At 65.6% G+C, this 15,103-nt stretch carries 13 protein-coding genes; 5 read left to right on the top strand and 8 right to left on the bottom strand.

Translation table 11 applies throughout. From position 1 onward, the window contains the following. Positions 1–68: 68 nt before the first annotated feature. From FDW84_RS04020 to FDW84_RS04005, 4 genes are all read right to left on the bottom strand, one after another. Positions 69–311: a hypothetical protein gene (locus FDW84_RS04020; RefSeq protein ID WP_240721371.1), complete on the bottom strand. Its 243-nt coding sequence runs from the start codon at positions 309–311 to the stop codon at positions 69–71. A gap of 19 nt (positions 312–330) precedes the next feature. After that, complete coding sequence (locus tag FDW84_RS04015; protein WP_138133811.1) at positions 331–705, bottom strand: DUF948 domain-containing protein; 375 nt, start codon at positions 703–705, stop codon at positions 331–333. Between the two features lie 146 nt (positions 706–851). Further along, positions 852–1,478, bottom strand: coding sequence for a 30S ribosomal protein S4 (rpsD, locus tag FDW84_RS04010; protein ID WP_009357431.1), 627 nt, complete (start codon positions 1,476–1,478; stop codon positions 852–854). 189 nt (positions 1,479–1,667) lie between these two features. Beyond that, the gene (locus tag FDW84_RS04005) at positions 1,668–3,095 is read right to left on the bottom strand and encodes a replication-associated recombination protein A (RefSeq protein ID WP_138606795.1); all 1,428 of its coding nucleotides are present in this window, start codon (positions 3,093–3,095) and stop codon (positions 1,668–1,670) included. A 70-nt stretch (positions 3,096–3,165) separates the two neighbouring features. Between FDW84_RS04005 and FDW84_RS04000 the strand changes: the two genes are divergently transcribed. Continuing rightward, entirely contained in the window at positions 3,166–3,837 is a 672-nt protein-coding gene (locus FDW84_RS04000; protein ID WP_138606793.1) for an acVLRF1 family peptidyl-tRNA hydrolase, read from the top strand. Between the two features lie 31 nt (positions 3,838–3,868). Here FDW84_RS04000 and FDW84_RS03995 read toward each other — a convergent pair whose 3' ends face one another. Together FDW84_RS03995 and aspS are read right to left on the bottom strand one after the other, a co-directional pair. Then, positions 3,869–4,603 (bottom strand): GNAT family N-acetyltransferase, encoded by a 735-nt coding sequence (locus FDW84_RS03995; protein ID WP_138607215.1) that lies wholly within the window; start codon positions 4,601–4,603, stop codon positions 3,869–3,871. 116 nt (positions 4,604–4,719) lie between these two features. Then, positions 4,720–6,498, bottom strand: a complete 1,779-nt coding sequence (gene aspS / locus FDW84_RS03990) for an aspartate--tRNA ligase (protein WP_171046645.1) — start codon at positions 6,496–6,498, stop codon at positions 4,720–4,722. A gap of 108 nt (positions 6,499–6,606) precedes the next feature. Between aspS and FDW84_RS03985 the strand changes: the two genes are divergently transcribed. After that, entirely contained in the window at positions 6,607–7,863 is a 1,257-nt protein-coding gene (locus tag FDW84_RS03985) for an APC family permease (RefSeq protein WP_138606791.1), read from the top strand. Here the strand turns inward: FDW84_RS03985 and hisS are convergent. Further along, on the bottom strand, positions 7,860–9,233 hold the full coding sequence (gene hisS, locus FDW84_RS03980; RefSeq protein ID WP_138606789.1) for a histidine--tRNA ligase: 1,374 nt from the start codon (positions 9,231–9,233) through the stop codon (positions 7,860–7,862). The genes FDW84_RS03985 and hisS overlap by 4 nt on opposite strands. Before the next feature lie 229 nt (positions 9,234–9,462). Here hisS and FDW84_RS03975 point away from each other — a divergent pair, with 229 nt between their 5' ends. The 3 genes from FDW84_RS03975 to FDW84_RS03965 all read left to right on the top strand — a co-directional run bounded on the left by FDW84_RS03975 (position 9,463) and on the right by FDW84_RS03965 (position 12,769). Further along, positions 9,463–10,281: a peptidylprolyl isomerase gene (locus FDW84_RS03975; RefSeq protein WP_138606787.1), complete on the top strand. Its 819-nt coding sequence runs from the start codon at positions 9,463–9,465 to the stop codon at positions 10,279–10,281. 66 nt (positions 10,282–10,347) lie between these two features. After that, complete coding sequence (locus tag FDW84_RS03970) at positions 10,348–11,916, top strand: DUF349 domain-containing protein (protein WP_171046644.1); 1,569 nt, start codon at positions 10,348–10,350, stop codon at positions 11,914–11,916. A gap of 127 nt (positions 11,917–12,043) precedes the next feature. Further along, positions 12,044–12,769, top strand: a complete 726-nt coding sequence (locus FDW84_RS03965) for a type IV toxin-antitoxin system AbiEi family antitoxin (protein WP_138606785.1) — start codon at positions 12,044–12,046, stop codon at positions 12,767–12,769. On the opposite strand, the gene FDW84_RS03960 is transcribed toward FDW84_RS03965, so the two are convergent. Further along, positions 12,650–15,043: a RelA/SpoT family protein gene (locus FDW84_RS03960; protein ID WP_138606783.1), complete on the bottom strand. Its 2,394-nt coding sequence runs from the start codon at positions 15,041–15,043 to the stop codon at positions 12,650–12,652. The genes FDW84_RS03965 and FDW84_RS03960 overlap by 120 nt on opposite strands. Positions 15,044–15,103: the final 60 nt, after the last annotated feature.

The following is a 15,103-nucleotide window of genomic DNA, read 5'->3' as shown; positions in this document are numbered from 1 at the left end:
TGTGGCCGGTACCGCGTGCACGGTCCCAGCCCGGTGTGGTTCTAACGTTGTTGCTGCCGCTGTCCAGGTCAGCGGCGTGCCAGGTCTCCCGACTCCAGCCCGAGAGCCGTCCGGAGGTCAGTTTCGCGTTCGCGCATGCCGGCCCGGAGCGCATCAGCGAAGTCATAGACGCCGTCAGCGAGACGCCCCACCGCCCGGTTCAGGCCTTCGGGGCCGAGGGTGGACTGGACGCTGGCCTGCGCCTCGGTGACCTTGCGGAAGGCAATGACTCCGATTGCGACGCCAATTCCCATCCAGACGATTCGTTTCATGTGTGTGATCCTCCGGAATTCAGCGGCTGCGGCGGCCGGCAGCAGGTTTCTTGCGGTTGGTCAGCGCGGTGCGGACACCATAGCTGAAAGCTGCCACCTTGATGAGCGGCGATCCAACGGTGGCGGCCACCAGGGAAGACAAAGCGGACAGGTTGGCCGAGGCATCGGAGACGTTGGACGAGATGCCGTCCACCTTCTTCAGCTGCTGGTTGGTGGTGGACACAGTGGCCGTAACCTCGTCCATGAGGGGCGTGGCGCCATCGCTCAGGGAACGGATGGTGGTGCGCACCTCGTCCAGCACCTTGCCGAGCTTCAGGATGGGCACCGCGAGCAGCAGCACCAGGAGCGCAAACACTCCGGCAGCGATCAGGCCGGCAATATCGCCACCAGACATAGACGTTCATCTCCTCAAAATTCTGTGGTTCGGTTGCATCCGGAAGGAGCGCACTCAAGCGCATTCCGCAGATGTCCCCCAAGTACCTTACATACAAAAAAGCCCGTGGCGCTTGCCACGGGCTTCTTTGGATACGCTGCCGGAATTTAGCGTGCGTAGAATTCGACGACGAGCTGCTCTTCGCAGGTCACGGGAATCTCGGAGCGCTTGGGGCGGCGGACCAGGCGTGCCTGCAGCGCTTCCAGCTTGACGTCCAGGTAAGCCGGAACGGCAGGCAGGACATCGCGGTGGGCGCCCGCGGCGGCAACCTGGAGCGGAACCATGGTTTCGCTGCGGCTGTGCACGTGGACCAGCTGGCCCTCGCCGACGCGGAACGACGGACGGTCAACGCGGACACCGTCAACCATGATGTGGCGGTGCACAACCAGCTGGCGGGCCTGGGCGATGGTGCGGGCGAAGCCGGCACGCAGGACCAGGGCGTCGAGACGCATTTCGAGCAGTTCGATGAGGTTCTCACCGGTCAGGCCCTTGGTGCGGCGGGCTTCTTCGAAGGCACGGGTCATCTGTGCTTCGCGGATGCCGTACTGGGCGCGCAGGCGCTGCTTTTCACGCAGACGTACGGCGTAGTCGGAGTCCTGCTTCTTGCGGGCACGGCCATGCTCACCGGGGCCGTACGGGCGGCGCTCCATGTATTTGGCGGCCTTGGGGGTCAGAGCAATGCCGAGGGACCGCGAGAGGCGGGCCTGACGGCGAGCACGAGTGTTGTTAGCCACTTGTGTCCTTCCAATATCTGCGGTGTGTCAGTGTTACTGGCCTCCACGATGGAGAGCATCGGCCAACCGCTGCCTTTTGCTACTGGGCGCAGGCATAACCTTCTCAACGTGAAATTGGGGAGATTGTGCGTCCGCGCCTTGCCAGACAAACATTCATCCTACCACGGCGCCCGCGTTTCCCCAGTCGGATCACTTGCCCCGGACGATCTTCCGGAGCCGCTCCAGCCGTACGGCAATGTCGCGCTCGGCACCGTTCGCGGTGGGCTGGTAGTAGTCCTTCCCCACCAGGTCATCCGGCGGATACTGCTGGGTGGCCACCGCATGCGGAGCGTCATGGGCGTATTTGTATCCCACCCCGTGGCCAAGCTGCCTGGATCCCGGGTAGTGCGCGTCCCTGAGGTGGGCAGGGATGCCGTTGCCCATGCCCGCCCGGACGTCGGCGACGGCCTTGTTGATGCCCATGTAGGCCGCATTGGATTTGGGCGCGGTGGCCAGGTGCACCACGGCCTCGGCGAGGATAATCCGGCCTTCGGGCATGCCGATCAGCTGGACTGCCTGGGCCGCGGCCACGGCTGTCTGCAAGGCGGTGGGATCCGCCATGCCCACATCCTCGGCAGCGGAGATCATGATCCGGCGGGCCACGAAGCGCGGGTCCTCCCCCGCCTCCAGCATCCGTGCCAGGTAGTGCAGTGCGGCATCGACGTCCGAGCCACGGATGGACTTGATGAAGGCACTGATCACGTCATAGTGCTGGTCACCTGCGCGGTCATAGCGAACGGCGGCGACGTCCAGGGCGCGCTCGGTGTGCTTAAGTTCGACGGCGACGGGCCCGTCACTGGCGTCGTCTGCATCACCAAAGGCAACGCCGGCGGCCGCCTCCAGGGCGGTCAGGGCGCGCCGCGCGTCACCGCCGGAAAGCCTGACCAGATGCTCCAGCGCTTCCTCACTGACGGCCACCTTCCCGCCGAGTCCCCGCGGATCAGCAATGGCGCGCTGGAGCAGGCCCTCGATATCGCCGTCAGTAAGCGGACGAAGCGTCAGCAGCAGTGACCGGGACAGCAGGGGCGACACCACGGAAAACGACGGGTTTTCGGTGGTCGCCGCCACCAGGACCACCCACCGGTTCTCGACCCCCGGCAGCAGTGCATCCTGCTGCGCCTTGTTGAACCGGTGGATTTCGTCCAAAAACAGGACGGTGGTGGTCTTGTACAGGTCCCTGGCCGTCAGCGCGTCATCCATGACCCGCCGCACGTCCTTCACCCCGGCGGTGATGGCGGAAAGCTCCACAAACTTCCGCCCGGGACCGCGGGCGATCACGTGGGCAAGGGTGGTTTTTCCCGTTCCGGGCGGACCCCAGAGGATGAGTGACGTCGGTCCCGCAGGGCCCGATGTGTCCGCTCCCGCCCCGGCCGCCAGCTGGCGCAAGGGTGACCCATGGCCGAGGAGGTGCTGCTGGCCCACCACCTCATCAAGGGTACGCGGACGCATTCGGACGGCAAGCGGACCGCGCGGGGAAGCGTTGCCGCCTCCCCCGGCAGGTTGTCCGGCGGCCGGCGCACCGTTGCCGCCGCCGTCGTCGTCATCATTGCCGGGCCTGTGCCCGAAGAGATCATCCACATAGATAGGCTACTTCCAGTTCACCTCCGCATATCGCCCGCGGAATCCGCCGCCGTTCGAAGGATGCCGCATGTCCGCACGTACTGCCGCAGGACAGCACGGCCCCTCCGTCCGGACCGCTTTCGTCCCCGGTGGGCGGGTGGCCGGCTGGGCGGAGCGGTTCGCCGCTGCACACGGCGCATATCAGCTGACTGATACCGACGACGGCCTGCGGCTGATTGCCGACGACGGCGCCGAGGCGCTGCTCCAGCCGCCCTGGCCGGTTGACGGCAGGCCCGGCCGCGGCGCGGATCCACTCGAAAGGTTGGCTTCCCTCGCGTCGCAGCCGCGCAGGCTTGGCCTGTTGCTGGTACGCCGCGGTGGCTATGGCGTCGCGGTGGTCAGCGAGGGGCTGGTCCTGGGGTCCAAGGTCGGCTCCGCGTACGTCCAGTCGCGGACTGCCGCTGGAGGCCAGTCCCAGCAACGGTTTGCGCGCCGCCGGTCAAACCAGGCCGACGCCCTGGTGGAAGCTGTCGCAGAGCAGGCGCAGCGGGTATTTGGCGGTGAGGTCTTTGAGTATATGGTTCCTGGCGGTGACCGGGCGTTGGCGGGACTTGTCCTCGAGCACCCGGCCCTGAAGGGCCATGCCGGGCTTCCCCGCCTGGCGTACCTTGACGTTCCGGATCCCAAAGCCGCCGTACTGAAGAGGGCAGCAGCGGACGCGTGTTCGGTTCGAATCCAGGTGACGGATCCTCGCCCTTAATCCATCCCGGCCCGCCCCTGGCCGGAACAGGTTAACAGCCTGTCAGTGCCCGCTGCGGCCGCTGCTGGCGGTAGAAATAGCGGCATACTTCCTCGAATCCGGCCTGCAGGTAAAGCTCCCGGGCAGCGTAGTTGTCTGCAGTGACCAGCAACCAAAAATGCTCCAGCTTCCTGGTTGTCCCCGCGTGCAGCAAAGCCTGCAGCACCGCCGAGGCGTAGCTCTGCCGGCGGTGGGACTTCGAGGAGGCCATGCAGTAGACTCCGCCGGTTCCGTCCGCCAAGGCGAGGCGTCCGACCCCGGCGGGGACGCCGTCGTCGTCCCTCACCAGGGCATACAGGGAAGGGCAGCCGGTCAGGATAGTGCGTGCCATCGCCAGCTCCGCCTGGCCGCCCCGGCCGTCGACGCTCCACCACAGGTCCAGCCATGCCTCATCCGGCTGGTCCCGGATTTCCGCCTTGGCAGCTGCTGGACCGGGAGGACCGGCGCTTGCATGCCGGGCCATGATGACGGTCCCGGACTGCCGGGGGAAGCCCTGGGCGTCCAGGACATCGTTAAGCCCCGCATTGGCAGCGGTGTCCGTCACCTGGAAGATCAGCGGCAGGCGCCGGTCCCGATACCACTGGGCCGACTGGCGCAGCGCGTCCAGGGGCTCGGGGGCGATGCCGCGGGGCCACACCGAGTTGGCACGCTGGGTGACACCGGACGCGGCGCGAAGGACCCACTCCCCCACCTCACTGCGTTCCGGCGCCGGCCACGCGACGTCCATCAGGGACTCGTAGCTGCCAGGTTGCCGGGCCAGGAGACTGTCCACCGTGTCCTCCTCTGCAGATAAACCTGAAGGCCCTCCCGTGCGGGAGGGCCTTCGGGGATTCAGGCGGGAACCTATTTGGCTTCAGCCGGTTTGGCCTCCGGCTTGAAGTCCACCCCGGCTTCCTTGCGCTGCTGGGGTGTGATGGGCGCCGGTGCTGCAGTCAGGGGGTCGTAGCCGTTGCCGGTCTTGGGGAACGCGATAACGTCGCGGATCGAGTCCACGCCGGCCAGGAGTGCAACCACGCGGTCCCAGCCGAAGGCAATGCCGCCGTGCGGGGGTGCGCCGTACTTGAAGCCCTCGAGCAGGAAGCCGAACTTCTCCTGGGCATCCTCGTGCGAAAGGCCCATCACCTCGAACACGCGTTCCTGGATGTCGCTCTGGTGGATACGGATGGAGCCGCCGCCGATTTCGTTGCCGTTGCAGACGATGTCGTAGGCGTAGGCCAGGGCCGACTCCGGATCGGTGTCGAAGCTGTCCATGAATTCGGGCTTGGGCGAGGTGAACGCGTGGTGCACGGCAGTCCACTTTCCGCCGCCGACGGCGACGTCCCCAGAAGCCACAGCAGTAGCCGCGGGCTCGAACATAGGAGCGTCCACCACCCAGCAGAAGGCCCAGTCGCTGGGGTTGATCAAACCGGTACGGTGACCGATTTCAACGCGCGCAGCACCGAGCAAGGCGCGGGCGGCGGACTTCTCGCCGGCAGCGAAAAAGATGCAGTCGCCGGGCTTGGCGCCCGCGGCATCTGCCAGGCCCGTGCGTTCGGTCTCCGTCAGGTTCTTCGCGACGGGGCCGGCGAGTTCGCCGTCTTCCTTATACAGGACGTAGGCGAGGCCCTTGTGGCCGCGCTGCTTGGCAAACTCCTGCCAGCCATCCAGCGTCCGGCGCGGCTGCGAGGCACCGCCCGGCATAACAACCGCACCTACATAGGGTGCCTTGAAGACACCGAAGTTGGTGTCCTTGAAGAACTCCGTGAGCTCGGTGAGCTCCACGCCGAAGCGCAGGTCCGGCTTGTCGGAGCCGAAGCGGGCCATGGCGTCGTTGTAGGTGATGCGTTGGATCGGAGTGGGAATCTCCACGTCAATGAGGTTCCACAATGCCTTGACGATGCTCTCGCCGAGGGCAATGATGTCGTCCTGCTCCACGAAGCTGGCCTCAATGTCCAGCTGGGTGAACTCCGGCTGGCGGTCGGCGCGGAAGTCCTCGTCACGGTAGCAGCGGGCGATCTGGTAGTACTTTTCGAACCCGCCCACCTGCAGGAGCTGCTTGAAGAGCTGCGGTGACTGCGGGAGGGCGTACCAGGAGCCCGGCGCCAGGCGTGCGGGCACGACGAAATCGCGGGCACCTTCCGGCGTTGAACGGGTGAGGGTGGGGGTCTCGACCTCCACGAAACCGTCCTGGTGGAGCAGCTCGCGGGCTACCCGGTTGGCCTCCGAACGCAGGCGGAGGTTGCGGGCGGGGCCCGGCCGGCGCAGGTCCAGGTAGCGGTGCTTCAGGCGTGCTTCCTCGCCCACTTCAACGTGCTCGTCGATCTGGAACGGGAGCGGATCCGAGGTGTTGAGGATTGTGACCTTCTCCGCCATCACCTCGATCTCGCCGGTGGCCAGAGCAGGGTTCTCGTTGCCCTCGGGCCGCTTCGAGACGGTGCCGATGATTTGCAGGACGTACTCGTTGCGCAGGCCGTGGAAGACTTCTTCCTCGCGGACCACAACCTGTGCCACGCCGGAAGCATCACGCAGGTCAACGAAGGCCACGCCACCGTGATCACGACGGCGGCCAACCCAGCCAGCCAGGGTTACGGTTTGTCCAATGTGCTCGGAACGAAGGGATCCGAGGTCATGTGTGCGCAGCACAGCACGCCTTTCTGCGGGGTAACAGCGGGAAGTCGATGGAGAAGTTTCGTAGGATCGTTGCGGAACGATTCCGTTCGAGTTTACCCGCTGCAAAGGGACTGTTACCGCATGAGCGCACACCAGCAACTGCAACGCCGGCTTGGGACGCTTGACGCCACGGCCATCGGCCTCGGTTCGATGCTGGGTGCCGGGGTGTTCGTGGTCTTCGCGCCGGCGGCGGCGCTGGCGGGCCAACTGCTGGCCCTGTCGGTGGTGATTGCGGGGGCAGTGGCGTATTGCAACGCGGTGGCCTCGGCGGCCCTTGCCGCCAAGTATCCGACGAGCGGCGGGACGTACGTCTACGGGCGGGAGCAGCTCGGCGAGTGGCCGGGATTCCTTGCGGGCTGGGGCTTCGTGACCGGAAAGACGGCGTCGTGCGCAGCCATGGCGCTCACTTTCGGCAGCTATATTGCACCGGACTACCCGGTACCGGTTGCCGTAGCGGCGGTTATAGCCTTGACCGGCGTGAATCTGCTGGGCATCACGCGCACTGCACTGCTCACCCGGATCCTGCTGTGCGTTGTCCTGGCCACCCTGGTCTTTGTGGCCCTGGCTGCAGCCGTGGGGCCGCACCCCGCGGGAGGCCCAGCCGAGTCCTTGGACGGAGCGGCGGGTGTACTCCCCGCGGCGGGGCTGATGTTCTTCGCTTTCGCCGGCTACGCCCGGATCGCCACCCTCGGCGAGGAAGTCAAGGATCCTGCCCGCGCCATTCCCCGTGCCGTCCTGGCAGCACTGGCCGGCGCGTTCGCCATCTACCTCACGTTGGCCCTGCTCCTGCTGAACCACCTTCCGGGCGGGCAGCTGGCAGCCACCACGACGCCGCTGCTCGACGCGGTAATGCAGTCGCGTCTGGAGGCAGGCGCGCCGCTTGTCCAGGTGGGCGCTGGAGCCGCCTGCCTGGGGGCACTCCTTGCCCTGATTACGGGGGTGGGACGCACCACCCTCGCGATGGCAAGGGAACGTGACCTGCCGGGCCCGCTGGCGAAGGTGGGCGGGAAGCACACGGTGCCCTTTGTCGCCGAACTGGCCGTGGCCGCCGTCGTCATTCTGCTTCTGGTCAGCACTGACGTCATGACGGTGGTCGGAGTCTCGAGCTTCGGCGTACTGATCTACTACGCCGTAGCGAACGCGTCGGCGTATGCCCTGGACAGCCGTCCCGGATACGCACCGCGCTGGTTGAACGCGGTGGGTTTCCTCGCCTGCCTGCTGCTCGCGTTCACCCTGCCGCCGGTCTCCGTACTGACCATGGTGGCCGTGCTAGGAGCCGGTGCGGCAGGCCGCTGGGCTGCGCTGCGCTTCCGCGGCCGGCAGGCCGGCCGCGGCTAAAGGGCGGCGGCCGCGGGTTCTTCCGCGGTGGACACCTGTACTGACAGGTCTTCTGCGGGCGGTGTCCAGGTTTCAGGAGCGGCCACCACCTGTTCGCCGGTACGGATGTCCTTGACCTGGTGCGTGCCGTCGTCGTCCGTGAACCACACGAAGGGGATACCGCGCCGGTCGGCGAACTTGATCTGCTTGCCGAACTTTTCGGCTTTGGCTGCGACCTCGGTGGGGATGCCGCGGCTGCGCAGTTGTGCGGCCACATCCTGCGCCGCATCCCAGCTTTCATCGTGCGTGAGGGCGACCAGCACGGCGGTGGGGACGGACCGGGACGCCCTGGCAAGGTCCTGGCTGAGGATACGGGACACCAGGCGCGTAATCCCGATGGACAAGCCGACGCCCGGGAACTTGCGGTTCCCCTTGGACGCCAGCGCGTCATACCGTCCGCCGGAGCAAATGGAGCCTAGCTGCTCGTGGCCCACCAGGACGGTCTCCACGACAGTTCCCGTGTAATAGTCCAGGCCGCGGGCGATGCTGAGGTCAGCCATTACCTTGCCCGGCGCGCGCTGGACTGCGGCTTCGATAACCTGCTCCAGCTCGTCCAGGCCTTCGTCCAGCAGTCCGTCGCTGACGCCCAGGGCGCGGACCTGTGCCACGAAGGATGTGTCCTCCGCGCGGATTTCCGCCAGCTGCAAAGCTTTTTGTGCCTGCTCGTCGGTGGCGCCCAGTTCCGACTTCAACAGTTCGGCCACCTTCGCGGGGCCAATCTTTTCGAGTTTGTCGATGCTCCTGAGTACACCGGCGGTATCGTCCATGCCGATGCCGCGGTAGAAGCCCTCGGCGAGTTTCCTGTTGTTGATGCGCAGGCGGAAGTCCGGAATGGGAAGCGCGCTGAGCGCCTCGGCGATGACCAGGGCAATTTCAACGTCGTAGCGGAACGGCAACTCGCCGTCGCCCACCACGTCGATGTCCGCCTGGGTGAACTCACGGGCCCGGCCCTCCTGCGGGCGCTCACCGCGCCACACCTTCTGGATCTGGTACCGCCGGAAGGGGAACGCCAGGTAGCCTGCGTTTTCCACCACATAACGGGCGAACGGGACGGTGAGGTCAAAGTGCAGGGCAAGCGCATGTGGATCCGCTTTGCCGCCCCTGATGAGCTTTTCGCTCTCGTCCTCCTGGAGCCGGCTGAGACCGTACACTTCCTTGTCGATCTCACCCTTGCGCAGCAGCTGGCCAACCGTTTCAACGGCACGCGTTTCGATTGAGGAGAATCCATGCAGTTCGAAGACCCTGCGCAGCGTATCCAGCACATGGAGCTCCACCAGCCGTTCCTCGGGAAGCCACTCGGGGAATCCGGACAGGGAGGCGTTGCGTGCCATGGTGGAGTATCTCCTCTTGGTGAAGGCTGCCGGACCTGCGTGGCTATGGCCCCAGACGGGGTTGCGACGGCGGCAGTCCAGCCGGTCATGCATAAACTATGTGCGGCAGTCAGTTTATGCGTCTTCCGCCGGCATTCTCTAATGCAGCGGACCGGCAGGCTCGGCGGTCAATTTCTGTTTCCGCGGCCCGAAAGCCCGGGTACAGCAGCCCGACTATAAGGAGGAGCCCTTGGCGGCCAATTCACGCAATGCCCGGGACACCAGACGGCGCATTCAGCAAATGGAAGCCAAGCGCGCCATGCGGCGTGACCAGGAGGCGCGGCGCAAGCGCGACAACCTGGTAGCGGCCGGTGCCGGAACAGCGGCAGTGGTGCTCGCCGTCGTCCTTCAACTCACGGCCTTCTCCGGAAACCCCACGGAGGAAGAATTCGCCGCCGCAGAGGCGGGGTTGAGCAGCCCGACGGCGACTGCCAGTCCCTCGGCAACCCCCTCCGTGCAGCCCACGAACGGTCCCAACATCCCGGCAGCCGACACGGCCGCGGGGAAAACCTTCACCGGCCAGCTCGTGCTCAACGGCAGCGCCCTCGGCTTGGAACTCAACGGGACAAGCGCCCCGCAGGCCGCCGCTGTCTTCAAGTCACTCAGCGACGAAGGCTACTTCAAGGGAAAAACCTGCCACCGCCTGACCACCGCGGAGTCCTTCGGAGTCCTTCAGTGCGGCTCCCCCACGGGTGACGGCCAGGGAGACCCGAACTACACCTGGGGACCACTGGAAAACACTCCGGCTGACAACACCTACCCCGCCGGTACCATCGCCGTTGCCCGCACGGCCAACAACGCCTACGGAAACGGCACCCAGTTCTTCATCGTCTACAAAGACACCGTCATTCCGGCCGACAGCGCCGGCGGTTATTCGGTGGTGGGAAGGGTGACATCGGGGCTGGACGTGGTGTCGAATATAGCTGCTGCCGGGATCACACCGGGCAGCAGCGACACAGACGGCGCACCTGTGGAACCAGTCACGATAGACTCGTTTTCTCTGAAGTAGGAGACCCGGCCGGCGCGCTGTGGTGCAGTACGTGAGTATTTCCCTCCAAGCGAAAGACTTTTAGCGGTGACAGACAGTCAGAAATCCGACGAAACAGCAACAGACCTGGCCGACGCGGCGGCCCCCGCGGCTGACGGCGCAGGGACTGAGGCAACCGGCACCTCCGCAGCAGAAGCGACTGGAACCGCTCCTGCTGCCCGGGACGAAGCTGCAGGCGGATCCCCTGCGGGCGGCGCTTCCACTGGAGAAGCTTCCGCTGCTGCCCCCGCACCGGCACCTTCAGCCCGGCCAGCCGCGCCGTCACCGGCCGCCTTCGCTTCCCGGCCTAAGCCGGCTGCCGCCGCCCCGGCAGCAGCTGCTGCTCCGGCTGCTCCCGCAACTTCCCCCGCGGAGGCCGCAAAGTGGGGCCGGGTTGAAGGCGACGGGCACGTCTTCCTCACCATCGACGGCGCTGAGCACCCCGTGGGACAGTATCCCGGTGTCAGTGATGACGAGGCGCTGGCCTACTTTGCCCGGAAGTATGACGATGTTGTAGCGCAGATCGTACTGCTTGAGCAGCGGGTCAGCTCCAAGGCCCCCAGCACGGACATGCAAAAGACAGTTACCCACCTTCGGGAACAGCTGGCTGAGCGGAACATGGTGGGCGACCTGCGATCGGCTGAGGCCCGTCTGGATAAGCTCTCCGGGCAGATTGACGAACTCGAGAAAGCCGAGAAGGCCGAACACGACGCCGTTCGTGCCTCTGAGCTTGCGGCCCGCGAGGCCATCGTTGCCGAAGCAGAGCAGATTTCCGCCCAGGATCCCGCCCAGACGCAGTGGAAGACCTCCAGCGCCAGGATGAACGAGCTGTTCGAGAACTGGAAAGCGGCCCAGAAGAGCGGCGTCCGCCTGGGGCGCAGCAACGAAGACGCACTCTGGAAGAGGTTCCGCGCTGCCCGTACTGTCTTCGACCGCCACCGCCGTGCCTACTTCTCCCAGCTGGATAGCAGCAACTCCGCTGCGAAGTCGGCCAAGGAAAAACTGATTGCAGAGGCGGAGGCGCTGTCCACGTCCACCGACTGGGGCCATGCCGCAGGTGAGTACCGCAGGCTGATGGACCAGTGGAAGGCATCACCGCGTGCCAGCCGCAAGGATGACGACGCCCTCTGGGCCCGCTTCCGTGCGGCCCAGGACGTTTTCTTCAACAACCGGCAGGCAGCCAACGACGAAATCGACCAGGAATACGCCACCAACCTCAAGGTCAAGGAAGCACTCCTGGCAGAAGCCAACACCATCCTCCCCGTCAGGGACCTGGCAGCAGCGAAGAAGGCACTGCAGTCCGTCCGTGACCGGTGGGAAGAGGCAGGCAAAGTGCCGCGCGCTGACATGGGCCGCATCGAAGCTGGGCTGCGCAAGGTTGAAGATGCCGTCCGGCAGGCCGAGGAAGAGCAGTGGCAGCGGTCCAACCCGGAGCGTAAAGCCCGCACCAACAGCGCCCTCTCGCAGCTGGAGTCGGCAATTGCCGGCCTGCAGGAAGATCTTGCCGCAGCTGAGAAGACCGGCGACCAGCGCAAGATCAAGGCTGCCCGGGAGGCCCTTGAAGCGCGCCAGGCATGGCTGGACCAGATCCAGCGTTCGGCAAGCGAGCTTGCCTGAGCTTCACTGACTGACGCAGGCGGCCCGATATAGTTGCGGTTCGCCCTTCTGCAGGCCCGGTTCCGGTTATCCACATAGCCGGAACCGGGCCTGTGTCGCTTAAAGGCTTCGGGGGCAGGATGGACGCATGGCGATTCCATCCGTTCCTGCCGGGTCCGACCATCCAGTTCCGGCGGAGGCGTCACCCCGTTTTCCCGAGCTCTACGCCCCGGGGATGCCCTTCGCATTGCCCGAGCTGCAGTCCCTCGCCGCGGATGGTCTGCTGCACAGGTTCCACCACCGCGGCTATACACTGCCCGGCAGCCCCGCCTCTCCGCAGCTGCGTGCGCGGGCGGCAGCGGGAGCCGTCCCAGCCGCAGTCCGGCAACGGGTAGTGGCCGGCCGCCTGACGGCCGCCTGGATCTACGGCTGCGCCGGCGAACCGGACAGGCTGGCTCTGCTGGTGGATGCCAAACGAAGGGTCTCCAGCCTTCGGAACACCAGGGGCTGCACCCTGCATGAAGTGCGGCTTGGCCCGTTCGACGTCGTCAGTATCGGGGGCATGATGGTTTCCAGCCCGCTGCGGACCGCCCTGGATATTGCCCTGCATGTGGACGCCGAGCGGGCCATTCCCGCCCTGGAGAACCTGTTGGCCCGGCCGGAGAAGGACGTACGCCTGCGCCTGCTGGTCCTTGCCGTCGAGGCAACGCCGCGCGTGCCCCACAAGAAGGCTGCGCTGGAGAAGCTCGCCGCGCTAGCTCCGGCGCTTGTTGCCGGTGGTCCGGTAGACATCAAACACTCCGTCGATCCTCCGGACAGCACTCAGGACGTGGCTGAGGTACTTGGGGTCGCCCATCTCAAAAGCGAACTTTGAGATCGCCACCCGATCCGTGGAGGTGTGGACGCTGGCGGCCAGGATGTTGACGTGGTTGTCTGAGAGCACCCGCGTAACGTCAGAGAGCAGGGACTTGCGGTCCAGCGCCTCCACCTGGATTTCCACCAGGAACACGCTCGATTGTGTGGGGGCCCAGTCCACGTCGACGATCCGGTCCGGCTGGTCCTTCAGGTCCGAAATGTTGGTGCAGTCCGTCCGGTGGACCGAAACTCCCGAACCCCTCGTCACGAAACCAAGGATGGGGTCGGGCGGGACCGGGGTACAGCAGCGGGCCAGCTTCACCCAGACGTCGCCTACGCCGCGGACCACCACGCCGGAGTCGGAGAAGCGGGCCTTGGTGACCTGGGTGGGAATGCTGACTTCGGCAATGTCGTCTTCGGTGCTGTCATTGCCGCCGAGGCTTTCAACCAGCTTTTCCATGACCGCCTGGGCGGACGTATGCCCGTCGCCCACGCCGGCGTAGAGTCCGGAGATGTCGACGTACTTGAACTCCTCGGCAACTGCTGCAAGGGCTTCGTGAGTCATCAGGCGTTGCAGGGGAAGGTTCTGCTTGCGCATGGCGCGGGTCAGCAGTTCCTTGCCGCGGTCGATCGCTTCTTCGCGGCGTTCCTTGCTGAACCACTGGCGGATCTTGTTGCGTGCCCTGGCACTCTTGACAAAGTGTTGCCAGTCCTGGCTGGGCCCGGCGCCCTCTGCCTTGGAGGTAAAGATCTCCACCCAGTCGCCGTGGTTCAGTTCGCTGTTGAGCGGCACCAGCTTGCCGTTGACCCGGGCTCCGATGGTCCGGTGTCCGACTTCGGTGTGGACTGCATAGGCAAAGTCCACCGGCGTGGAACCCGCGGGCAACGCCATGACTTCGCCCTTGGGCGTGAAGACGAATACCTCACGGGCATTGATCTCGAAGCGCAGTGAGTCCAGGAACTCGCCGGGATCCGAAGTTTCCTGCTGCCAGTCCACCAGGGAGCGCAGCCAGCCCATGTCGCCGTCGCGGGGGCTCCCCGGGCCGACAGCGGTGCGGTTTGGCTGGTCCTTGTACTTCCAGTGCGCGGCCACGCCGTATTCGGCCCGGCGGTGCATTTCGTGTGTGCGGATCTGGATTTCCACCGGCTTGCCGCCAGGACCGATCACAGTGGTGTGCAGCGACTGGTACATGTTGAATTTCGGCATTGCGATGTAGTCCTTGAACCTGCCGGGCAGCGGGTTCCAGCGCGAATGCATGGTGCCAAGGGCGGCATAACAGTCCCGGACGGAGTCCACCAGGACTCGCACGCCCATCAGGTCGTTGATGTCGTCAAAGTCCTTGTCCCGGACGATCATCTTCTGGTAAATCGAGTAGTAGTGCTTGGGGCGTCCGGTGATGGTGGCCTTGATCCGGGCGGCGCGCAGGTCTTCAGTGATCTGGTCGCGGATGACGCTCAGGCTCTTTTCCCGCTCGGGCGTCCTGTCCCCCACCATGCGCACGATTTCCTCGTACACCTTGGGGTAGAGCGCCGCGAAGGAAAGATCCTCGAGTTCCCATTTGATGGTGTTCATGCCCAGCCGGTGCGCCAGCGGGGCGAAGATTTCCAGGGTCTCCCGCGCCTTGCGGGCCGAGGATTCAGCCGAGACGAACCGCCAGGTGCGGGCATTGTGGAGCCGGTCAGCCAGCTTGATCATCAGCACCCGGATGTCCTTGGCCATGGCGACCACCATCTTGCGGACCGTCTCGGACTGCGCTGCCTCGCCGAAGCTGACCTTGTCCAGCTTGGTCACGCCGTCAACCAGCATGGCCACTTCGGGGCCAAAGTCCCGTTTCAGGTCGGCAAGCGTGTAGGGGGTGTCCTCCACTGTGTCATGCAGGAGTGCTGCCGCCAGGGTGGTGCCGCTAAGGCCCAGCTCAGCAAGGATGGTTGCCACTGCCACGGGATGGGTGATGTAGGGATCACCGCTCTTGCGTTTCTGCCCGCGGTGGCTCTGCTCAGCGACGTCGAAGGCCCGCTGGATAAGGTCAAAGTCCTCTTTGGGATTGTTGGCCCGGACGGTCCTGAGCAGCGGTTCAAGAATTGGTGAGTACGTGGCCGCGCTGCGTCCCGTCAGCCGGGCAAGCCGGGACCGGGTCCGCTCCCTGCGCCCGGGGAACGTGGGACGCGATCCGGAGTTGTCGACGGGGACCAGCGGGCCAGGGCGCGCGGAAGCCGCCACCCCGGTTTGACTACCGTGGGCAGGACTCTTGTCTCCCTGTGCCGTTGGCGCTGACGCCGAACGTTCTTCCAATGAAGTACCCCTCACCACAGTTTCAATTACTTCAGTCTATTCCCCGCGGCGGTGACTTTT

The sequence above is a fragment of the Pseudarthrobacter sp. NamE5 genome (assembly GCF_005796225.1).
GTDB lineage: Bacteria > Actinomycetota > Actinomycetes > Actinomycetales > Micrococcaceae > Arthrobacter.
The sequence above is the reverse complement of the archived record's forward strand: the minus strand, read 5'-3'. Positions and strand labels throughout refer to the sequence as shown.

Coding starts and splice junctions, on each gene's coding strand:
- FDW84_RS04020 (WP_240721371.1), bottom strand. CDS start 311: ATGAAACGAATCGTCTGGATGGGAATTGGCGTCGCAATCGGAGTCATT.
- FDW84_RS04015 (WP_138133811.1), bottom strand. CDS start 705: ATGTCTGGTGGCGATATTGCCGGCCTGATCGCTGCCGGAGTGTTTGCG.
- FDW84_RS04000 (WP_138606793.1), top strand. CDS start 3,166: ATGTCCGCACGTACTGCCGCAGGACAGCACGGCCCCTCCGTCCGGACC.
- FDW84_RS03995 (WP_138607215.1), bottom strand. CDS start 4,603: ATGGACGTCGCGTGGCCGGCGCCGGAACGCAGTGAGGTGGGGGAGTGG.
- FDW84_RS03985 (WP_138606791.1), top strand. CDS start 6,607: ATGAGCGCACACCAGCAACTGCAACGCCGGCTTGGGACGCTTGACGCC.
- hisS (WP_138606789.1), bottom strand. CDS start 9,233: ATGGCACGCAACGCCTCCCTGTCCGGATTCCCCGAGTGGCTTCCCGAG.
- FDW84_RS03965 (WP_138606785.1), top strand. CDS start 12,044: ATGGCGATTCCATCCGTTCCTGCCGGGTCCGACCATCCAGTTCCGGCG.